Source organism: Streptomyces sp. 8L (genome assembly GCF_020176795.1).
In the GTDB taxonomy this organism is placed as follows: Bacteria; Actinomycetota; Actinomycetes; order Streptomycetales; family Streptomycetaceae; genus Streptomyces.
Genome location: NZ_JAIUKE010000003.1, coordinates 60,284 through 79,442, shown reverse-complemented (window position 1 = coordinate 79,442; position 19,159 = coordinate 60,284). Strand labels below are relative to the sequence as shown.

Below are 19,159 nucleotides of genomic sequence, written 5' to 3'. Positions count from 1 at the left end.
CCCCCCGCCCGCCCCCCGCCGCCCCGCCGCGCCCCGCCCCCGGCCCCCCCCCCCGGCCCCCCCCCCCCCCCCCCCCCCCCCCCCCCCCCCCCCCGGGGGCGCCCGCCCCCCCCCCCCCCCGGGCTCTGTCATTCGCGGGTGCCGCGGTGCTCGCCCGTGTAATGGGCGGCGATGCCGAACCGCGGCCGTTCGCCGGGAGCGGACGGCACGTCGTGGACGGTGGAGACGGAGCGGACGGCCTGCTCCTGCTCCGCCTCCTCGGTGTTTTCGAGGAACTCCAGGTCAGCCGCGGAAACCAGGGCGACCAGGGGCTTTCCGTGCCGGGTGACGACCACGCGCTCGTTGCCGTAGACGACGCGGTTGATCAGTTCGGCGAACTCGGCACGGGCTTGCGTCACCGGAATCTCGTGGGCCATAGTCCCCATCATAGTTCTGTACGTCCTGTGCATTCTGTACGTTCTTTACGGAGGGGCAGTCCATGCAGCAACCACCGTCGGCCCGGTACGTCCTGCCGGAGTTCACCGAGCGCACGAGTTACGGGACACGCACCCTCGACCCGTACTCGAAGCTGCTGGAGGGCCGGATCGTCTTCCTCGGCACTCCTGTCGACGAGACCTCGGCCAACGATGTGATCGCGCAGCTCCTGCATCTGGAGTACGCGGGGCCCGATCAGGACATCTCGCTGTACATCAACTCCCCCGGCGGCTCCGTCACGGCCATGACCTCGATCTACGACGCGATGCGCGTGATCTCCTGCGACGTGGCGACGACCTGCCTCGGCCAGGTCGCCTCGGTGGCGGCCGTCCTGCTGGCGGCGGGCGCTCCCGGCAAGCGGATGGCGCTCCCGGGCGCACGGATCGTGCTCCAGCAGCCGTCGGTGACCGAGCCGATCCAGGGACAGCCGTCGGACCTGATGATCCACGCCGAGGAACTGGTGCGGCAGCGGACGTTCCTGACGCAGGCACTGGCCCTGCACACGGGCCGGGACGCCGCGTCGATCGCGGAGGCCCTGGAGCGCGACACCGTGCTGGACGCGGACGCCGCGCGGGACTTCGGGCTCGTGGACCATGTCGTGGACCGCCGCGGTGCCGGGCCGGGCACCGCGCGCGCTGGACGGTGAGCCCCCGGTGCTCCCGCCCGAACTGCCGCCGCTGCCCGCGCTGACACGGGCCGAGTGCGACGTCGTGGACGGCTACCTCGCCGTCGTCGACCTGATCGCCCGGATCAATCCGGGCCGCGGCACCGACACGTACGGCGCGCTGCGCGCCGCGCAGGCACTGCCCGCCCGCGCCCTTGAGCTGCGGGACGCGCTCGCCCGCATGCACGCGCGGGGCGAGTCGGAACTGCATACGAGCACGCTGGCCAGGGCGCTGCGGGTGCTGGACGGCGAGCGGCGGGCCGGCCGGGTGGCACTGCCGCCGGAGCCGGGGGCCTGAGGGCCGTGCGCGGTCGCCCGGACGGCGCAGCCGGCCTCGCGGGAGCTTTCCCGTTCGGACCAGTCGGGCCGGGCGCCAGGGCCGCCGTCCCGGTTGCGCGAGAGGTCCGGGCGTCCGCCGCGCGCAGGGGACAGTCCCGCAGGTGCGCGGCCCTGCGAGCGTTCCGTGCTCCGTCCTGACGGCCCCTCGGAGTCACGAATGGCGCAAATGTGACGAGGTTCACATATCGCCGTTTCAACTCGGAAATCGTCCGGCGGCGGGTGAGTATCCCTGCGACAGCTCGCAAGCCCTCGCCACCTGGCGAGGCGGTCCGGGCGGACGCCGAGTCCTGCCGCCGTACCGGACTTCGTGCGAACACGAGTGGATCGGCAGGAGTGGAGGACCCGAGCGTTACGGACCGGCGCGGCGACGCGACCGCTCCTCGGGGTGAAGCCGCTTCGGCGGCCGGGCACCTTCGTTGGCCCGAACCCGACAGGTCATCCTTCACAGGCGGCTGACGAAGGGTTGCGCATGACTGCGCAGGTTCATGTCCCGTCTCTGTTCTCACGCGCCGGCACCGTCTCGGCCCTCACGCTCGCAGCCGTCGGCGGCTCTCTGGTCGTCCCCGGCACGGTGCCCGACGCGCACGCCGCCTCGGCGATCGCCACCCGGGCGGTGAACATCGCCGCCTCCAAGGCGGGGGCGCCGTACCACTGGGGCGGGACCGGCCCCCGCAGCTTCGACTGCTCCGGCCTCGCCGTGTACTCGTACAAGAAGGCGGGCAAATCGCTGCCCCGCACCACGCAGCAGCAGTACAACGCCAGCAAGCACGTCTCCGCGGCCACCAGACGCAAGGGCGACCTGGTCTTCTTCCACAGCGGCGGGTACGCGTACCACGTCGGCATCTATGCCGGACACGGCCGGATCTGGCACGCGCCGAAGACCGGTTCCTCGGTGCGGCTCGAACACATCTGGACCAAGCAGGTCTGGTACGGGCGCGTCGCCTGACCGGCCGTCCGGGGCGCGGGGGCGACGGCCGGGGTGCGGCCCGTCAGGCCGCCGCCGCCCACGGCAGGGTGATCCACACCGTCTTGCCGCCGTCCGGCGTCGGGGTGACGGACAGCTGTCCGCCGCACTCGGCGGCCAGGCAGCGGATGATGACCATGCCGCGTCCGTTGTCCTGCTGCACGGCGGCGGGAAGCCGCTTGGGCCAGCGGGGATGGCTGTCCGTGACGCCGATCCTGAGCCGCTCGTCGAAGTCGAGCGCGATGTCCACGGTGAAGGTGGGCGAGCGGCCGAAGGTGTGCAGGACCGCGTTGGTGGTCAGTTCCGAGACCACCAGGCGGACCGTTTCAGCAGTGTCCGCCCCGGCCGGGAGACCCCAGTCCGTCAGGAGGTCCGCGACATATCTTCGGGCCACGGGGACCGAAGCGGGCTCGCTCGGCAGAGTGACGGATGCTTCCTGATGGTCTGCCATGGCGCGGCTGTCCCTTTTCCGCCGGCATGAGTCCGGGCACGCGTACGGGCACGAGGTCGGCGCCGGGGGCGGAGCAGCGCTCCGCTCGGGCGTCGGTTCCATCGTGCCGCCGCGACGGTCCGTTCGCCGGGATATGGACGCATCTGTCGCCCGAAGCGGTGAACTGTTCGACAGACAGCCGGTCTTGGGACCGGCCTCCACCGGGTGCGCGACGGGTCAGTGCTTGGGCGCGGATTCGACGATCGTACGGACGGCCGAGGCGATCAGGTCGTCGGTGAGGTCCGCGCGCGCGGTCAGGCGAATCCGGGAGATCCCGTCGGGGACGGACGGCGGGCGGAAGCAGCCGACCGCGAGACCGGCCTCGCGGCAGTCGGCGGCCCAGGCCACGGCCGCGGCGGGCGAGGGCGCCCGTACCGACACCACGGCCGCGTCGGGGCGTACGGCTTCGAGGCCCGCCGCCGTGAGAGCGGCGTGCAGCGTGCGCGCGACCTCCCGCGCCCGGCCTCCGAGCGCGGGCCGGGCGCGCAGGTGCCGCAGCGCCGCGAGCGCCGCGCCCGCGGCGGCCGGCGCGAGCCCCGTGTCGAAGATGAACGTCCGTGCGGTGTTGACGAGATGCTCGATCACCCGCGTGGGGCCGAGCACCGCACCGCCCTGGCTGCCCAGCGACTTGGAGAGCGTCACCGTGGCGACCACGCCGTCCGCCATCCTGCCGTCGGGGCCCGCGAGTCCGGCCGCGTGCAGGGCGCCCCGCCCCGCGGGGCCGAGGACGCCGAGGCCGTGTGCCTCGTCCACGAGCAGGGCGGCCCCACGCGCGCGGCAGACGTCCGCGAGCGCGCGCAGCGGAGCCGCGTCCCCGTCGACGGAGAACACCGCGTCGGAGACGACGAGGGCGCGTTCGGGGCCGCGCGCGTCCAGGGTCTTGCCCACCGCCTCGGGGTCGGCGTGCGGCACGACGACGGTCTCCGCCCGCGAGAGCCGGCAACCGTCCACGATCGACGCGTGGTTGCCCGCGTCGGACAGCAGCAGCGACCCGCGTGCGGTCAGCGCGGTCAGCGCCGCGAGGTTGGCCGCGTACCCGGAGGACAGGACGAGCGCGGCCTCGAAGCCGCAGTGCTCGGCGAGTTCACGTTCCAGTTCCGCGTGCAACCGCGTGCTGCCGCTCACCAGGCGCGAACCGGTGGAGCCCGCGCCCCACCGCAGCGCGGCGTCGGCCGCGGCGCGGGTGATCTCCGGGTGGCGGGCGAGCCCGAGGTAGTCGTTGCTCGCGAGATCGAGGACGTCCGGCTCCGCCGGGCGCGGGCGGAGGGTGCGCACGAGCCCCGCGGCCCGGCGCCCGCGCGCCGCGTCGTCGGTCCAGGCGAACGGGTCGAGAGCCATGGGGTCCGGTCCTTTTGTAGGCAGTCCACAGACACTAACCGCCGCCAAACCGGCCCCAGGTGTGGTCATGTCCACACTTCGACCCCGCCGTGTTGGAGGCTTCCACCCTGGCACCCGGGCGCGGCCGTACGCGAAGATCGGTCCATGGATCTTCTGAAGACGCTGGTGGACAAGGGGTTGCGGCGCGAGCTGCCGACGCGCGAAGAGGCCCTCGCCGTGCTCGCGACGTCCGACGACGAGCTGCTCGACGTGGTGGCCGCGGCAGGGAAGGTCCGTCGCAAGTGGTTCGGGCGCCGGGTGAAACTCAACTATCTGGTCAACCTCAAGTCCGGGCTCTGCCCCGAGGACTGCTCGTACTGCTCGCAACGCCTCGGGTCGACCGCAGAGATCCTCAAGTACACCTGGCTGGCCCCGGAAGAGGCGTCCAGGGCCGCCGCGGCGGGCGTCGCGGGCGGCGCGAAGCGGGTCTGCCTGGTGGCGAGCGGACGCGGGCCGACGGACCGGGACATCGACCGGGTGTCGCGGACCATCGAGGCGATCAAGGACGGCAACGAGGGCGTGGAGGTGTGCGCCTGCCTCGGCCTGCTGTCGGCCGGGCAGGGCGAGCGCCTCAAGTCCGCGGGAGCGGACGCGTACAACCACAACCTGAACACCTCGGAAGGCACGTACGGGGACATCACGACCACGCACACGTTCGCGGACCGGGTGGAGACGGTGCGGCACGCGCAGTCCGCCGGCCTTTCGGCCTGTTCCGGTCTGATCGCGGGCATGGGCGAGAGCGACGCCGACCTGGTGGACGTGGTCTTCTCGCTGCGCGCCCTCGACCCGGACTCGGTGCCGGTGAACTTCCTGATCCCGTTCGAGGGCACTCCCCTGGCGAAGGAGTGGAACCTGACCCCGCAGCGGTGTCTGCGCATCCTCGCGATGGCGCGGTTCGTCTGCCCCGATGTCGAGGTCAGGCTCGCCGGCGGGCGCGAAGTCCACCTGCGCACCCTCCAGCCGCTCGCGCTGCACCTGGTCAACTCGATCTTCCTCGGGGACTACCTCACCAGTGAGGGCCAGGAGGGCAGGAAGGACCTGGAGATGATCGCGGACGCCGGGTTCGTGGTGGAGGGCGCGGGCGAGACGACGCTGCCAGAACACCGTACGGACGGCGCGGCGGAGGGTGCCCGCGGGGCGGACCACGCGTGCGCGGGCTCCTGCGGCGACGGGGAGGGACAGGGCGCGGCCCTCCGCGATCCGGCCGCCGGATCGCCCTGCGGCGCACACGCTCCGGGCCGGCCGGCCGGGGACGCCGTCCCGGCGGGCGGGGCACGCACGGATCTGGTCGCGGTGCGGCGCAGGGGCGCGGGGACGGACCTGGCCCCGAATGCCTGACCCGCTCATGCCCCCGAGCGGCGGGCCGTTCGGCGGGGACCCCGCGCGCGGCAGGCCGCCGGGCGACGGCCGGTCAGACAGCGAGCCGTCCAGCGGCCGACTGCCCGACGGCCTCCTGTCCAACGGCCCGCTGCCCGACGGCCCGCTGCCCACGTCACGGCTGCTCGCGCTCGACCGGGCCCATGTGTGGCATCCGTACGGTCCAATGCCGGGCCGGACGGCGCCGCTGGTCGTCGAAGCCGCGGCCGGGGTACGCCTGCGGCTCGCGGAGCCCGTCCTCGGGCGGGACGAACTGATCGACGGCATGTCGTCGTGGTGGTCGGCCATCCACGGCTACAACCACCCGGTCCTCAACGAGGCCGCGCGCGGACAGATCGGCCGGATGAGCCATGTGATGTTCGGCGGGCTCACGCACGAGCCCGCGGTGCGGCTCGCCGCCCGGCTCGTGGAGATCACCCCGGAACCGCTCCGCCATGTCTTCCTCGCCGACTCGGGGTCGGTGTCGGTCGAGGTCGCGCTCAAGATGTGCTTGCAGTACTGGCGTTCTCTGGGCCGCCCCGCGAAACGGCGGCTGCTGACCTGGCGCGGCGGCTACCACGGCGACACCTGGCAGCCGATGTCGGTGTGCGATCCCGAGGGCGGCATGCACGAGTTGTGGGCGGGCGCCCTGCCCCGGCAGATCTTCGCCGAGGCCCCGCCCAGCGAGTACGACGAGGCCTACGCGGCCCGGCTGCGGGAGTTGATCGCCCACCACGCCCACGAGACGGCGGCCGTGGTGGTGGAGCCGGTGGTGCAGGGCGCGGGCGGCATGCGGTTCCACTCCCCCGCCTACCTGCGGGTGCTGCGTGAGGCGTGCGACGAGAACGACGTCCTGCTGGTGTTCGACGAGATCGCCACCGGGTTCGGGCGTACGGGCACCCTGTTCGCGGCCGGCCAGGCGTGCGTCTCACCCGATGTGATGTGCGTGGGCAAGGCGCTGACCGGCGGCTATCTGACCATGGCGGCGACGCTGTGCACCGAGCGCGTGGCCGACGGCATCGCACGCGGCGAGGTGCCCGTCCTGGCGCACGGACCGACGTTCATGGCCAACCCGCTCGCGGCCGCCATCGCCTGCGCGTCGCTCGACCTGCTGCTCGGCCAGGACTGGGCGGGCGAGGTCAAGCGCATCGAGGCCGGTCTCGGCGACGGGCTCGCCGCGGCCGGCGGGCTGCCGGGCGTCCGTGACGTACGGGTACTCGGTGCGATCGGGGTGGTGCAGCTCGACCACGAGGTCGACATGGCGGCGGCCACCGCCGCCGCCGTGCGGGAGGGCGTCTGGCTGCGCCCGTTCCGCGACCTCGTGTACACGATGCCGCCCTATGTGACGGGCGACGACGACGTCGCGACGATCTGCCGCGCGGTGACCGCCGCGGCACGGGAGGGATGACATGGCAGTGGTGGTCGTCTCCGGTACGGACACGGAGATCGGCAAGACGGTGGTGACGGCGGCGGTCGCGGCGGCGGCCGTCGCGGCGGGACGCTCGGTCGCCCTGCTCAAACCGGCCCAGACCGGGCTCGCGGCAGGCGAGGACGGCGACGTCACCGCGGCCGGGCGGCTCGCGGGGCGGGTCACGACGGTCGAACTGGCCCGCTTCCCCGAACCGTTGGCGCCCGGCACGGCGGCGCGGCGGGCCGGCATGGCACCGGTGCGCCCCGCTGATGTCGCCGAGGCCGCGCAGAAGCTCGCGGCCGAGCACGACCTGGTGCTCGTCGAGGGCGCGGGCGGCCTGCTCGTACGCTTCGACGGGGACGGCGGAACGGTCGCCGACGCGGCGCGGCTCCTGGGCGCGCCGGTCCTGGTGGTCGTACGGGCCGGGCTCGGCACGCTCAACACGACGGCGCTGACGGCCGAGGCACTGCGCAGCCGTGAGATCAGCCCGCTCGGTACGGTGATCGGCAGCTGGCCCGCGGCGCCGGGCCTGGCCGAGCAGTGCAACCTGGCGGACCTGCCGGAGGCCGCGGGCGCGCCGCTGCTCGGCGCCGTGCCGCACGGCGCGGGCGCGCTCGCCCCCGCGGACTTCCGCTCGGCGGCGGGCGGTTGGCTGGCGCCTGCGCTGGGCGGCGTCTGGGACGCGGAGGCGTTCCGCGCGCGGTACGCGCCCGACGCGCCGCCGCGGTGAGGGGGCCGGGGCCGCGAACCGTCCCGGCGTCACGGACATCCGGTTCGGGCGCTCGTAGGGTGAGCGTATACGCGCACGACTCGACGAGATCGTCTTCGACTGTGCCGACCCGGCGGCGCTCGCCCGGTTCTGGGCGTCGCTGCTCGAAGCGGAGGCCGTGGACCGCGAGCCGCACTGGTCGTACGTGGACCCGCCGGGCCTACCACGGCTCGCCTTCCAGCGGGTGCCCGAACCGAAGGCCGTGAAGAACCGCCTGCATCTGGACCTGATGGCGGGCGACATCCCGGCCGCGACGGCGGAGGCGGTCGCGGCCGGCGCGGGCGCCGCGGGCGAGCTGGTGACCGACGCCTACGGGCAGTTCCAGGTGCTGCGCGATCCCGAGGGCAACGAGTTCTGCTTCGTCAGCGGCCGGGCGGCACGCGGGGGACGGACGCGGGCGTGAGCGGTTGCGGGTCGCAGGCTCCGACCGCGGGTGTGGAGTCCGTACAGGTCACGAGGTTCTGGGCGGATGTGGGGGCCGCGCCCTGGGCGGGCGTGGAGGCCCGCTAGTCCCGAGGCCCCGCGCGGACGCGCGGCGTCCGCTTCACAGGCACCAGCCGCGCAGTTCCTCCGCGATGGCGCCCACGTCCGCCACGCCGTCCCTGACCAGCTTGGCCAGATCACGCACGCCCTCGGGGGACGTCACCACCTTCTGGCCGTCCGCGACGAGGTAGCCGTACGCGACGGCCGACGCGAACATCGCGTTGGACCTCTCCAGCGCGGGCACGTGCAGGAGGAGTTGGAGCAGCGAGGCGGCACGGGAGCACGGATCGCTGTAGACGGGGACGCCGAAGATCTCCGCGTCGTGCCGGCCGACGGCGGCCACCAGCGCTCCGTAGTCCGTCACCCGCGGATCGCCGGGCGTGTGGTGTTCCGCGACCATCAGCAGCCACGGAAGCTCGATCTTGAGGGTCAACGCCTGCCTTCGCGTTCGGCGCCGAACTCCTCGGCGAAGAGGGATTCGTACTGCTTCATGAAGTCGGCGGCGGACTCGACGAACGCCCTGCCCGCCTCGCCCGTGTCCCGCTGGACCAGTTCCTCTATGTAGCGGTTCACGCTGACACCGCGCTGCGAGGCCTGCCGCCTGGCGGCCTCTGCGGTGGATTCGTCCACCCTGACGTTCAACTGGGTCTTGGCCACACCACAAAGCTAGCGCGAACACGCTAGCGCCGGCAAGCCCGCGAAACCGGGTCGCCCGTCCGGGGAGCCCGATGATGGGATGTCCGGCATGAATGATCTTCGAGTGGCCGGACTGCGCATACGGCCGGCGGAACCGGCGGACCTCGACGCCGTACTGGACTTCTGGAGGACCGCCGCCGAGGGGACCAGCATCAGCGACGACGCGGCCGGGGTGGCGCGGCTGCTCAGCCGTGATCCGGGGGCGCTACTGCTCGCGGAACACCAGCACAAGCACAGGCACACGGACGACGGCCGGACGGATGAGGCGCACGGTACGCACGGGGCCGGTGACGGCGTCCAGGCCGCACCGGGCAGGGGCACGGACAGCACGGAGGCGGCGCGCGCCCGGCTGGTCGGCTCCGTGATCGCGGGGTTCGACGGCTGGCGCTGTCACCTCTACCGGCTGGCCGTGCACCCGGACCACCGGCGGCGCGGCGTGGCGGGTGCGCTGCTCGCGGCGGCGGAGGAGCGGTTCACGGCGCTGGGCGGGCGCCGCGCGGACGCGATGGTGCTGGACCGCAACGACCTGGCCCACCCTGCCTGGCGGGCGTCGGGTTACGCGCCGCAGTCGCAGTGGACCCGGTGGGTCAAGCCGCTGACCGGCTGACGGCAACCGCGACTTTGCTGTTCCTTTACCATGGGTGGGTATCCGTCCTACGTCCGTACGACCGGACCGGACCGGCGCCCCCGGCCGGATCGGCTCGTACGGACGACGCAGGTACTGCCCCCGGGCCACCCGGCCCCGATCACCGGAAGGTGTGAGCGTCCGCCCATGGGCGACCCTCCCCGCATCAGCCAGCGTCCCCCGCGCACACGACGCGGGCGACACCGAGCGCTCCGCGCCCCTCTGTCCGATCATGGGACGGAGGTGAACCGATGACCGAGGTCCTCCTGCTCGCCGTGGCGGTGCTGCTCTCGCTGCTCTGCGGCGCCTTCGTCGCCGCGGAGTTCTCCCTCACCACCGTGGAGCGCAGCGATCTGGAGCAGGCCGTGGAGCGCGGCGAGCGCGGCGCGGCCGGCGCGCTGCGGGCCGTGCGCAGCCTGACGTTCCAGCTCTCCGGCTCCCAGCTGGGCATCACCGTGACCAACCTGGTCGTCGGCATGCTCGCGGAACCGTCCGTCTCCCGGCTCATCCGCGGTCCCCTTGAGGCGACAGGGCTGTCGCGCTCGACGTCCTCGTCGGTCGCCCTGGTGGTGGGCACGGCGCTGTCCACCGTCTTCCTCATGGTGGTCGGCGAACTCGTGCCGAAGAACTGGGCGATCTCCTCGCCCGTGGCCGTGGCGAAGGTCGTCGCGACACCGCAGTCGTACTTCACGACCGTCTTCAGGCCGTTCATCGGCCACCTCAACAGCATGGCCAACCGCTCCGTGCGCCGTCTCGGCCTAGAACCCACCGAGGAGCTGGCCTCGGCGCGCTCCCCGCAGGAGCTGGTGGCGCTCGCCCGGCACTCCGTGAAGGAGGGGGCGCTGGAGCCCGACACCGCCGAACTCTTCGTCAGGACCCTCAGCCTGGCGGAGCTGACGGCGGAGAACGTGATGACGCCGCGCGTCCAGGTGGTGGCCCTCGATGTGCAGGCCACCGCCGAGGACGTCGCGAACGCCACCCGGGCGACCGGGCTGTCCCGCTTCCCCGTGCACCGGGGCGGCCTGGACGCGGTGGTCGGCACGGCCCACATCAAGGACGTACTCGCGGTGCCCGCGCGGGAGCGGCCCCACCGCTCGGTCACCTCGCTCATGCGCGAACCCCTGCTCGTACCGGAGACGCTGACCGTCGACCGGCTGCTCGACCGTCTCACAGGACGCCGCACCATGGCCGTCGTGATCGACGAGTACGGCGGCACCGCGGGGGTGGTGACGCTGGAGGACATCGTCGAGGAGGTCGTCGGCGAGGTCCGCGACGAGCACGACCCGCACGAGACGCCGGACCTGGCGCGGATCGGCGAGGACGCGGCGGGCCGCGCGCTGTGGTCGGTCGACGGGGCCGTGCGGGCCGACCAGCTGGAACCGATCGGGCTGCGGGTGCCGGAGGGGCCCTACGAGACCCTCGCCGGATTCGTCGCCGCCGCCCTCGACCGTATCCCCGCCGAGGGCGACACGGTCGGCACGGAGGACGGCTGGCGCGTCGAGGTGTCGGACGCACGCGGCAGGAGGGCGGCCCGGGTGACCCTGCGGGCGCCGCTGGGGTCCGCGGCGGACCAGGGAGACGAGGCTGACAAGCCTGGCGGTGGCCGGGCGGGGCCCGGTTCGGATACGGGCACGGGAGAGGGGGCCGGGACATGACCGCCGTCCAATTGATCATCGCGCTGCTGACCCTCGTCGTGAACGCCTTCTTCGTCGGAGCCGAGTTCTCGCTGGTCTCCGTGCGCCGCAGCCAGATCGAGCCGCTCGCCGAAGAGGGCGACAAACGGGCCCGCAGCGTGATCTGGGGGCTCGAACACGTCTCGGCGCTGCTCGCCGCCGCACAGCTCGGCATCACCCTGTGCACGCTGGTGCTCGGCATCGTCGCGGAACCCGCGATCGCCCACATCCTGGAGCCCGCCTTCCACGCGATGGGGCTCCCGAGCGGCGCCGGGCACACCATCTCGTTCGTGATCGCGCTCGTGGTCGCGACCTATCTGCACATGCTGCTCGGCGAGATGGTGCCCAAGAACGTCGCCCTGACGGAACCCGCGCGGGCCGCGCTGCTGCTCGGGCCGCCGCTGGTGGGGCTGGCCCGCGCCCTGAAACCGGTCATCTTCACGGTCAACGCCGTCGCGAACGGGCTGCTGCGCCTGCTCAGGGTGGACACCAAGAACGAGGTCGCGGCCGCGTTCTCGGACGACGAGCTGGGCCGCCTGGTCACCGAGACCAGCCATGCGGGACTGCTGGACGACCGCGCGTCCGAGCGGCTGCACGACGCCCTCGAGCTCGGCAGGCGGCCGGTGCGCGACGTGGTGATGCCCCTGGAGGACGTGGTCTCCGCGCATCTGGCGGTGAGCGCGGCCGACCTGGAGCGGCTGGCCGCCGCGTCCGGCTTCTCCCGCTTCCCGGTGGTCGATTCGAACCGGCGGATTCTCGGCTACCTGCATGTGAAGGACGCGCTGGACGCGGTGGACCGGGACCGGGCGTTCGCGGTCTCCGAGATGCGGCCGATCGCGCGCGTACGGGACTCCACCCCGATGGACGACGTGCTCACGGCGATGCGCCGCAGCCGCACCCACCTGGCGGCGGTGCTGGACGCGGACGGCAAGCTGGAGGGCCTTGTGACCATGGAGGACGTGTTGCGGGAACTGGTCGGGCGGCACGCCTGAGGCCGGTTCCTACCGCGCGGTAGGATCATCCGCGTCATGGAGACGATGGACGAATACACGAGCTTTGTGGCGGTCGGCGACTCCTTCACGGAGGGCATGTCCGACCTGCTGCCCGATGGCTCCTACCGCGGCTGGGCCGATCTGCTGGCAGCGCGCCTCGCCGCCCGGACCTCCGGGTTCCGGTACGCGAACCTCGCGGTGCGCGGCAAGCTGATCGGCCAGATCGTCGACGAGCAGGTGGACCTGGCCGCGGCGATGACGCCCGACCTGATCACGCTGGTCGGCGGGCTCAACGACGTCCTGCGTCCCAAGGTCGACATGGGGCGCGTACGGGGTCTGCTGGACGAGGCGGTCGAACGTCTCAGCCCGGCCTGCAAGCGGCTGGTGCTGATGCGCAGCCCCGGCCGCAACGGTCCGGTGATGACGCGCGTACGGCCCCGGATGGAGGAGCTGTTCGCGCACATCGACGTCCTGGCCGCGCGGCACGGCGCGCTGGTCGTGGACCTGTACGGCACCCCGGTCCTCGCCGACCAGCGGCTCTGGGGTGTGGACCGGCTCCATCCCACCGCCGAGGGCCATCGGCGGATCGCCGAGGCCGTGTGGGAGGCGCTCGGCAACGCGGCCGAGCACGACTGGCGGGCCGCCCTGCCTCCGCACGTACCGCCCCGCTGGCTGCTCCGGCGCGGCAGTGACCTGCGGTTCGCGAAGGAGCACCTGTGGCCGTGGATCGTCCGGCGCGCCACCGGCCGCTCCTCGGGCGACGGCCTGCCGCCCAAGCGCCCCGAGCTGCTGCCCTACGAACCGTCCTGACGTCCCCCTCGACGCGGGCGGGCGCGGAGGCCCGGGACCCGGCGCGAGGGCGGGCGGGGGCCGAACGCACGTGACAGTAAAATCGTCAATGTGACAGTCTCCGCGAAGCCACGCATCCCCAATGTCCTTGCCGGCCGCTACGCCTCCACGCAGCTCGCCGTCGTCTGGTCCCCCGAGCACAAGGTGAAGCTGGAGAGGCAGCTGTGGCTCGCCGTGCTCCGGGCGCAGCAGGACCTCGGCATCGAGGTGCCGGCGTCGGCGGTGGCCGACTACGAGCGGGTGCTCGACGAGGTGGACCTGGCGTCGATCGCCGAACGCGAGAAGGTCACGCGGCATGACGTGAAGGCGCGGATCGAGGAGTTCAACGCGCTCGCGGGGCACGAGCAGATCCACAAGGGCATGACCTCCCGCGACCTGACGGAGAACGTCGAGCAGCTGCAGATCCGGGTCTCGCTGGAACTGATGCGGGACCGTACCGTCGCGGTGCTCGCGCGCCTCGGCAAGCTGGCTGCCGAGCACGCCGCGCTGGTGATGGCGGGCCGGTCGCACAATGTGGCGGCGCAGGCCATCACGCTCGGCAAGCGGTTCGCGACGGCCGCCGACGAGCTGCTGGTGGCCCACGGGCGGCTGGAGAACCTGCTGGAGCGCTACCCGCTGCGCGGCGTGAAGGGTCCCGTCGGTACGTCCCAGGACATGCTCGACCTGCTGGGCGGCGACGCGGCGAAGCTGGCGGACCTGGAGCGCAGGATCGCGGGACACCTCGGCTTCGGCCGGGAGTTCACCTCCGTCGGGCAGGTCTACCCGCGCTCCCTCGACTACGACGTGGTGTCGACGCTCGTCCAGCTGGCCGCCGCGCCCTCCTCGCTGGCGAAGACGATCCGCCTGATGGCCGGGCACGAGCTGGTCACCGAGGGCTTCAAGCCGGGACAGGTCGGCTCGTCCGCGATGCCGCACAAGATGAACACCCGCTCCTGCGAGCGCGTGAACGGGCTGATGGTCATCCTGCGCGGTTACGCGTCGATGACGGGCGAGCTGGCCGGCGACCAGTGGAACGAGGGCGACGTGTCCTGCTCGGTCGTGCGCCGGGTGGCACTGCCGGACGCGTTCTTCGCCTTCGACGGACTGCTGGAGACGTTCCTCACCGTGCTGGACGAGTTCGGTGCGTTCCCCGCCGTGGTGGCGCGTGAACTCGACCGCTACCTGCCCTTCCTCGCGACGACGAAGGTCCTGATGGCCGCCGTGCGCGCCGGGGTCGGCCGGGAGGCCGCGCATGAGGTCATCAAGGAGCACGCGGTGGCGTCGGCGCTGGCGATGCGCGAGCAGGGCGCCGAGCGCAACGAGCTGCTGGACCGGCTCGCGGCCGACGACCGCATGCCGCTGGACAGGGCTCGGCTGGACGCACTGATGGCGGACAAGCTGTCCTTCACCGGCGCGGCCGAGGACCAGATCGCCACGGTCGTCGCACGGATCGAGGAGATCGTGAAGCGGCACCCGGACGCCGCCGGCTACACGCCGGGCTCGATCCTCTGAACCCGGGGATGACCCGGATGCCCCGCTCCACACCATTCTCCGGCGCGCCTCGCATCGCCCCCGCCGGACTGGAGGCCCCGCGCCGCCTCGTCCCCGACGTGGCGGCGCCCGGCCTCCGGGTGGTGTTCTGAGGCTTCGACCGGGTGGCCAGAGACGCAGGTCTCTGTCAGGGGGTTGCGGATCGTCGCGACGAGGTCGCGCCATCCCTTCCGCGTGTCGGCTGTGGCGCAGCGGATCTCGTACTCGATCTTCTTCGGAGGGCGAGGAACCAGCTCGCCTTCCCTGGCGGCCGCGACGGCTACGGACGCTCCACGGTCTCGGCGGCCTTCTCCCAGGACCGGTCGGCAACATGCTGTGATCGCCTGCGTTCAGGTATCGCGACGTACCGGAAGGCTCTGCCACAGCTCCAAGCGGTGGCAGAGCCTTCCTTCATCCCCCGACGGGCTTTCGCCCCTCATGTCGCTTCCGGCCCGTTCGCTCGTCGATCGCGACGATCCGGCAGACCTCCGTGGTGGCCCGAGGCGCTCCCGCGCCCTCGCTCACGCGGCGGGCCGGCTACGCGTAGCGGGCCAGCTCCTCCTCCGACTGGTCGGTGTAGCCCTGGCTGACCTCTATGACCAGGCCGTCGGGGTCGGTCACCCAGACGGTCTTCCAGCCGGGGATGAAGGCGTCGAAGGTCAGCGGACCGAGCGACACCGGCAGGGCCCCGTCGGCCGCCGCCAGGAAGGCGTCGACGTCGTCCACCTGGAAGGCGAGGTGGCGGGCGGTGCCGGGATGGTCGGGACCGTCGTTCTCCGCCGTGAACAGCGGGGAGGCATCGGTCTGGAACAGCTCCAGATAGACGTTTCCGCTGCGCAGGAAGATCACCCGTACACCGTCCGCCTCGACCGTACGGGCCCGGCGGAAGCCGAACCAGCGGGTGTAGAACTCCTCGGTCGCGTCCTGGTCGGTGCAGTTGAGGCCGACGTGCGACCAGCGTGCCTCGATTGCCTTGCTCTTGGTCATCTGCGCCGCCTCACTTGCCGAGGATGGGAGCGAACGGGACGCTGTCGTGCACGTTCTGCATGTAGCTGATCAGGCCGTCGGTGATCTCGAAGTAGTTGCAGACGTCGGCCTCCACGGACTCCCCGCCGGCCGTACGCCCCGAGATGTGCGACAGGACGGCGGCACGGTCGCCGTCGATCACGATGTGCACGGGCATGTTGGCGAAGAACGCCCAGGTCCGCGGGAAGCCCCGCATCATCTCCCTGAGCGTCTCGCGGCCCTCGACATGGCCGGCGAGCTGCTCGTCCATGGTCTGGTCCACGGCGAACAGGTCGGACCAGGCGTCCCACTCCCCCGCGTTCGCCAACGCGTAGTAGCGGTCGATCACTTCTGCGGTGTTCATGATGTCCCACTTCCTGGTTGGGTTCCGATCACTGGGGCAGTGCGACGCCGAGCTGCGCCATCAGGCCGGTCGTGTCCGCCTGCACCCACCGCTCCACGACCTTGTGGCCCGCTATCCGGTAGACCTCGATGCTGGTCCATGTCACAGGCCTGCCGGTCGCTTCCACACCGAACATCAGACCCACGTGCCGGCCGGTAAAGGTGATCTGCATGACGACCTTGTCGTCGCCCGCCGCGTAGAGGCCGTCGAGGTGGGCGGTGAAGTCGAGGGTGCCGTGGACGGCCTTGATGATTCCCTTCAGTTCCTCCAGGCTGTCCACACTCCAGGCCGGGTTGTGGTCCACGAAATCGTCGGAGAACAACTCGTCCATCGCGTCGTAGCGGCGCTCGTTGACCACGTCGCTGACCCGCTGCACGAGGGCGACGTTGTCCTCCTGGACGGAGATCTGCTCGCGCAGACCCAGCAGGTCGTCGACCGCCCAGCGTTCGGCGAGACGACCGTCCTGCACCCGCCATATCTCGGTGGTCTCCCACATCACGTCGCGGCCGGTGGCCGGGACGCCCAGTACCGTGCCGACGTGGGTGCCCGTCAGGTGGACCCGGGTCACGACCCGGTCGCCGGCCTCCAGGACCTCCTCCAGCTCGCCGCGGATCTCCAGGGTGGCGTGGGCGTTGTTCAGGGCGTCGAGGTAGGAGTCGACGCCGTTGATGTCGAAGCCCGGGTGGTGGTCCACGAAGTCCGGGCTGATCACCTCGGCGACCTCGGCGAAGTCGGCGCTGTTGAAGGCCGTGAGGAAGCGGCGGTAGAGCGCGGCGCCGGTCGTTTGGGCGGCTGCGGTCGTTCGGTCAGCGGTCATGATGTCCGTCCTGTTGTCCGTTGCGATGGGGTGTGCGCGATCAGGTCGGCCGCCTTCTCGCCGATCATCACGCAGGCCGCGTTGGTGTTTCCCGACACGATGTGCGGCATGACCGACGCGTCGGCGATCCGCAGTCCTTCGAGTCCGCGCACCCGCAGCTCCGCGTCGACGACGGCCATCGGATCGTCGCCCATCCGGCAGGTGCCCACCGGATGCCAGAGGGTGGAGGTGTTGGCGCGGATGAAGTCACGCAGCTCCTTGCGGCCGGTGACCGCCTTGCCCGGGGCGAGTTCCGCGCCGCGTGTCCCGTCGAAGGCCGTGGTGGCGGCCAGCTCGCGGGCGAGTGTCAGTCCCTCGGTCAGCACGTCGACGTCGGCCTGCCGTTGCAGGTAGTTGGCGCGTACGACCGCGGTGTCCGACGCGTCGGCGCTGCGCAGGAGGACCTTGCCGCGGCTGGCCGGGTGCAGCAGGATCGGCGCGAAGGTGAAGCCCGGCCCGTCCCACAGCTCGGCCGGGGCGGCCGGCGGCAGGAACTTGATGGGTCCGAACGTGAACTGCAGGTCCGGAGAGGGAAGTTGCCCTGGACCGGACAGGCCGGCGGACCTGGCCGCCGCCGCTCCCACCGCGGTGCGGGTGAACATGCCCGCTTCGGAGAGCAGCGCGCCGGCCGGGTGCTCCTGGAGCGCCTGGTGGCACAGCGGGACGAAGGGATGGTCCTGGAGGTTCTCGCCGACGCCCGGCAGGTCCCGCACGACCGGCAGGCCGTGCTCGCGCAGTTCGGCGGCCGGGCCGACACCGGAGAGCATCAGCAGCTTGGGGCTCTCGAACGCCCCCGCGCTGACGATCACCTCGTGGTCCACACCGACGGTGTGCACAACGCCGTCCTGAACGTACTCGACACCGCTCACCCGCTGCCCGGTGAACAGCAGCCGGGTGGCCTGCGCCCGTAACTCGATGTGGAGGTTGGGGCGGTCGAGCGCCGGCGCCAGGTAGGCCGAGGCGGTGCTGCTGCGCTCGTTGTCCGGTGTGCGGGTCGTCTGGTAGAAGAAGCCGCCGCCCTCCTGATGGGTCCCGTTGTAGTCGAAGCCGTCCGGGCCGGCGCCCGCGCCGAAGCCGAGTTCGCGGGTGGCGGCGACGAAACTGCGTGCCACCGGACTCGGATGGTCGAGATCACGGACGCGCACCGGTCCCGCGGTACCGCGCAGTGCCGAACCGGCCGGGGCCTGGGCGTAGTTCTCGGCGCGCCGGAAGTAGGGCAGGACGTCCTCGAAGGACCAGCCGGGGTTGCCCTCCCTGCTCCAGCGGTCGTAGTCGTCCCGGTGGCCGCGTACCCACATCAGGGCATTGACCGAGCTGCTGCCGCCGAGCACTTTGCCGCGGGCGACCGGCACGGTGCGGCCGTCGAGTCCGGGTTCGGCCTCGGTGGCGTACCCCCAGTCGATCTGCGGACTCCAGTCGGAGGTCAGCAGGCCGATCACGGAAGCGGCGTCGGTGCGGTGCAGTTCCGGCCGTACGTCCCGGTCACCGGCCTCCAGCAGCAGGACGGTACGGGAGGAGTCGGCGCTGAGCCGGCCCGCGATCACCGCCCCGGCGGAGCCGGCGCCCACCACCACGTAGTCGGTGCTGCGTCCGCCGGTCCTCACCGCCGCCCCCGGGCGTCTTCGGCACCGGTGGTGGACAGCGGGCTGAGGTCGTCGACCCGGTAGGTCACGATGCGCAGGCCGCCGTCGTCGTCCCTGCGCAGCCGCCAGGTCTGGTGGGCGCGGAAGCTGCTGCGGGTGCGGTCGGCGGTGTCGGTGGCGGTCCACACCACGGTGATCGCCAGTTCGATCAGGTCGCCGCGCTGCTCGCAGCGCACTTCCTCGACGGTGTGCGTCTGGTCGGCGAAGGCCTTGCCGACCCCCTCGTACCAGTCGAGGAAGTCGTCGTAGCCACGCAGGGTGCGCTCCGGGAAGACCATCTCCAGACCGTCGTCGCGCAATCGCGGCAGCATCCGGTCCACGGGCTCGTGGGCGCTCAGGTCGTCGAACCACTCATAGACGAACCTCGTGATGGACTGGTCCACTTCCATGGATTTCCCCTATCTCTTGGCAAGACTGATGGACGGCCTTCCGAGAAATGCCGCGTGCTGGATATGTCGTGCCGGATTCCACTGGACTCGTGAATTACCGGCCGTACAAGAAACGTAGAATCCGCGACGAGCGACTGTCAAAGGATTCCCTTCCGCCGTCACTACTTACGGGAATTGCGGAAAGTCACATCC

At 72.0% G+C, this 19,159-nt stretch carries 22 protein-coding genes and 1 riboswitch; of the genes, 12 read left to right on the top strand and 10 right to left on the bottom strand.

Translation table 11 applies throughout. The features are described from left to right. Positions 1–128: 128 nt before the first annotated feature. On the bottom strand, positions 129–416 hold the full coding sequence (locus LCE31_RS00425) for a type II toxin-antitoxin system Phd/YefM family antitoxin (protein ID WP_225011761.1): 288 nt from the start codon (positions 414–416) through the stop codon (positions 129–131). A 62-nt stretch (positions 417–478) separates the two neighbouring features. Between LCE31_RS00425 and LCE31_RS00420 the strand changes: the two genes are divergently transcribed. The 3 genes from LCE31_RS00420 (at position 479) to LCE31_RS00410 (ending at position 2,423) form a co-directional block, all read left to right on the top strand. Further along, a complete protein-coding gene (locus tag LCE31_RS00420; RefSeq protein WP_225011760.1) occupies positions 479–1,120 on the top strand; it encodes an ATP-dependent Clp protease proteolytic subunit in 642 nt (213 codons plus the stop codon). Between the two features lie 7 nt (positions 1,121–1,127). After that, positions 1,128–1,436 (top strand): hypothetical protein, encoded by a 309-nt coding sequence (locus LCE31_RS00415; protein ID WP_225011759.1) that lies wholly within the window; start codon positions 1,128–1,130, stop codon positions 1,434–1,436. 339 nt (positions 1,437–1,775) lie between these two features. Continuing rightward, positions 1,776–1,943: riboswitch (cyclic di-AMP (ydaO/yuaA leader) on the top strand. A 3-nt stretch (positions 1,944–1,946) separates the two neighbouring features. Beyond that, on the top strand, positions 1,947–2,423 hold the full coding sequence (locus tag LCE31_RS00410) for a C40 family peptidase (protein WP_225011758.1): 477 nt from the start codon (positions 1,947–1,949) through the stop codon (positions 2,421–2,423). A 43-nt stretch (positions 2,424–2,466) separates the two neighbouring features. Here the strand turns inward: LCE31_RS00410 and LCE31_RS00405 are convergent, their stop codons facing one another. Both LCE31_RS00405 and LCE31_RS00400 read right to left on the bottom strand, forming a co-directional pair. Further along, entirely contained in the window at positions 2,467–2,892 is a 426-nt protein-coding gene (locus LCE31_RS00405) for an ATP-binding protein (protein ID WP_225011757.1), read from the bottom strand. 216 nt (positions 2,893–3,108) lie between these two features. Next, positions 3,109–4,269, bottom strand: a complete 1,161-nt coding sequence (locus tag LCE31_RS00400) for an 8-amino-7-oxononanoate synthase (protein WP_225011756.1) — start codon at positions 4,267–4,269, stop codon at positions 3,109–3,111. A 144-nt stretch (positions 4,270–4,413) separates the two neighbouring features. On the opposite strand from LCE31_RS00400, the gene bioB reads away from it, so the two are divergent. From bioB to LCE31_RS00380, 4 genes are all read left to right on the top strand, one after another. Continuing rightward, on the top strand, positions 4,414–5,646 hold the full coding sequence (gene bioB / locus LCE31_RS00395) for a biotin synthase BioB (protein WP_225011754.1): 1,233 nt from the start codon (positions 4,414–4,416) through the stop codon (positions 5,644–5,646). Between the two features lie 130 nt (positions 5,647–5,776). Further along, a complete protein-coding gene (locus LCE31_RS00390) occupies positions 5,777–7,072 on the top strand; it encodes an adenosylmethionine--8-amino-7-oxononanoate transaminase (RefSeq protein WP_225011787.1) in 1,296 nt (431 codons plus the stop codon). Position 7,073: 1 nt separating this feature from the next. After that, positions 7,074–7,805, top strand: coding sequence for a dethiobiotin synthase (gene bioD, locus LCE31_RS00385; RefSeq protein ID WP_225011752.1), 732 nt, complete (start codon positions 7,074–7,076; stop codon positions 7,803–7,805). Between the two features lie 67 nt (positions 7,806–7,872). Next, positions 7,873–8,247, top strand: coding sequence for a VOC family protein (locus LCE31_RS00380; RefSeq protein WP_225011786.1), 375 nt, complete (start codon positions 7,873–7,875; stop codon positions 8,245–8,247). Positions 8,248–8,388: 141 nt separating this feature from the next. Here the strand turns inward: LCE31_RS00380 and LCE31_RS00375 are convergent, their stop codons facing one another. Further along, positions 8,389–8,760: a fic family toxin-antitoxin system, toxin component gene (locus LCE31_RS00375; RefSeq protein WP_225011751.1), complete on the bottom strand. Its 372-nt coding sequence runs from the start codon at positions 8,758–8,760 to the stop codon at positions 8,389–8,391. Beyond that, the gene (locus LCE31_RS00370) at positions 8,757–8,984 is read right to left on the bottom strand and encodes a toxin-antitoxin system HicB family antitoxin (RefSeq protein ID WP_225011750.1); all 228 of its coding nucleotides are present in this window, start codon (positions 8,982–8,984) and stop codon (positions 8,757–8,759) included. Before LCE31_RS00370 ends, LCE31_RS00375 begins: the two co-directional genes overlap by 4 nt. Before the next feature lie 79 nt (positions 8,985–9,063). On the opposite strand from LCE31_RS00370, the gene LCE31_RS00365 reads away from it, so the two are divergent. The 5 genes from LCE31_RS00365 to purB all read left to right on the top strand — a co-directional run bounded on the left by LCE31_RS00365 (position 9,064) and on the right by purB (position 14,653). Then, a complete protein-coding gene (locus tag LCE31_RS00365; RefSeq protein ID WP_374118366.1) occupies positions 9,064–9,630 on the top strand; it encodes a GNAT family N-acetyltransferase in 567 nt (188 codons plus the stop codon). Positions 9,631–9,899: 269 nt separating this feature from the next. Continuing rightward, complete coding sequence (locus LCE31_RS00360) at positions 9,900–11,303, top strand: hemolysin family protein (RefSeq protein WP_225011748.1); 1,404 nt, start codon at positions 9,900–9,902, stop codon at positions 11,301–11,303. Then, a complete protein-coding gene (locus LCE31_RS00355) occupies positions 11,300–12,313 on the top strand; it encodes a hemolysin family protein (protein WP_225011747.1) in 1,014 nt (337 codons plus the stop codon). The genes LCE31_RS00360 and LCE31_RS00355 overlap by 4 nt, the downstream gene beginning before the upstream one ends. Positions 12,314–12,349: 36 nt before the next feature. Then, positions 12,350–13,123, top strand: coding sequence for an SGNH/GDSL hydrolase family protein (locus LCE31_RS00350; RefSeq protein ID WP_225011745.1), 774 nt, complete (start codon positions 12,350–12,352; stop codon positions 13,121–13,123). 90 nt (positions 13,124–13,213) lie between these two features. Next, a complete protein-coding gene (gene purB, locus LCE31_RS00345) occupies positions 13,214–14,653 on the top strand; it encodes an adenylosuccinate lyase (RefSeq protein WP_225011743.1) in 1,440 nt (479 codons plus the stop codon). A 555-nt stretch (positions 14,654–15,208) separates the two neighbouring features. Here purB and LCE31_RS00340 read toward each other — a convergent pair. From LCE31_RS00340 to LCE31_RS00320, 5 genes are read right to left on the bottom strand one after another with little or no spacing between them, the layout of a single operon-like run. Then, positions 15,209–15,658, bottom strand: coding sequence for a VOC family protein (locus tag LCE31_RS00340; RefSeq protein WP_225011742.1), 450 nt, complete (start codon positions 15,656–15,658; stop codon positions 15,209–15,211). Positions 15,659–15,668: 10 nt separating this feature from the next. Next, positions 15,669–16,040, bottom strand: a complete 372-nt coding sequence (locus tag LCE31_RS00335; RefSeq protein WP_225011740.1) for a nuclear transport factor 2 family protein — start codon at positions 16,038–16,040, stop codon at positions 15,669–15,671. 28 nt (positions 16,041–16,068) lie between these two features. Beyond that, positions 16,069–16,896: an ester cyclase gene (locus tag LCE31_RS00330; protein ID WP_225011738.1), complete on the bottom strand. Its 828-nt coding sequence runs from the start codon at positions 16,894–16,896 to the stop codon at positions 16,069–16,071. After that, positions 16,893–18,539 (bottom strand): GMC family oxidoreductase, encoded by a 1,647-nt coding sequence (locus LCE31_RS00325; protein ID WP_225011737.1) that lies wholly within the window; start codon positions 18,537–18,539, stop codon positions 16,893–16,895. Before LCE31_RS00325 ends, LCE31_RS00330 begins: the two co-directional genes overlap by 4 nt. Further along, positions 18,536–18,967, bottom strand: a complete 432-nt coding sequence (locus tag LCE31_RS00320) for a nuclear transport factor 2 family protein (protein WP_225011736.1) — start codon at positions 18,965–18,967, stop codon at positions 18,536–18,538. The genes LCE31_RS00325 and LCE31_RS00320 overlap by 4 nt, the downstream gene beginning before the upstream one ends. Positions 18,968–19,159 lie beyond the last annotated feature (192 nt).

What these genes read in the sequence shown, in the direction of transcription:
- LCE31_RS00425 (WP_225011761.1), bottom strand. Translation starts at nt 416, where the DNA reads ATGGCCCACGAGATTCCGGTGACGCAAGCCCGTGCCGAGTTCGCCGAA.
- LCE31_RS00420 (WP_225011760.1), top strand. Translation starts at nt 479, where the DNA reads ATGCAGCAACCACCGTCGGCCCGGTACGTCCTGCCGGAGTTCACCGAG.
- LCE31_RS00410 (WP_225011758.1), top strand. Translation starts at nt 1,947, where the DNA reads ATGACTGCGCAGGTTCATGTCCCGTCTCTGTTCTCACGCGCCGGCACC.
- LCE31_RS00405 (WP_225011757.1), bottom strand. Translation starts at nt 2,892, where the DNA reads ATGGCAGACCATCAGGAAGCATCCGTCACTCTGCCGAGCGAGCCCGCT.
- LCE31_RS00400 (WP_225011756.1), bottom strand. Translation starts at nt 4,269, where the DNA reads ATGGCTCTCGACCCGTTCGCCTGGACCGACGACGCGGCGCGCGGGCGC.
- bioB (WP_225011754.1), top strand. Translation starts at nt 4,414, where the DNA reads ATGGATCTTCTGAAGACGCTGGTGGACAAGGGGTTGCGGCGCGAGCTG.
- bioD (WP_225011752.1), top strand. Translation starts at nt 7,074, where the DNA reads ATGGCAGTGGTGGTCGTCTCCGGTACGGACACGGAGATCGGCAAGACG.
- LCE31_RS00365 (WP_374118366.1), top strand. Translation starts at nt 9,064, where the DNA reads ATGTCCGGCATGAATGATCTTCGAGTGGCCGGACTGCGCATACGGCCG.
- LCE31_RS00360 (WP_225011748.1), top strand. Translation starts at nt 9,900, where the DNA reads ATGACCGAGGTCCTCCTGCTCGCCGTGGCGGTGCTGCTCTCGCTGCTC.
- LCE31_RS00355 (WP_225011747.1), top strand. Translation starts at nt 11,300, where the DNA reads ATGACCGCCGTCCAATTGATCATCGCGCTGCTGACCCTCGTCGTGAAC.
- LCE31_RS00350 (WP_225011745.1), top strand. Translation starts at nt 12,350, where the DNA reads ATGGAGACGATGGACGAATACACGAGCTTTGTGGCGGTCGGCGACTCC.
- LCE31_RS00340 (WP_225011742.1), bottom strand. Translation starts at nt 15,658, where the DNA reads ATGACCAAGAGCAAGGCAATCGAGGCACGCTGGTCGCACGTCGGCCTC.
- LCE31_RS00335 (WP_225011740.1), bottom strand. Translation starts at nt 16,040, where the DNA reads ATGAACACCGCAGAAGTGATCGACCGCTACTACGCGTTGGCGAACGCG.
- LCE31_RS00330 (WP_225011738.1), bottom strand. Translation starts at nt 16,896, where the DNA reads ATGACCGCTGACCGAACGACCGCAGCCGCCCAAACGACCGGCGCCGCG.
- LCE31_RS00320 (WP_225011736.1), bottom strand. Translation starts at nt 18,967, where the DNA reads ATGGAAGTGGACCAGTCCATCACGAGGTTCGTCTATGAGTGGTTCGAC.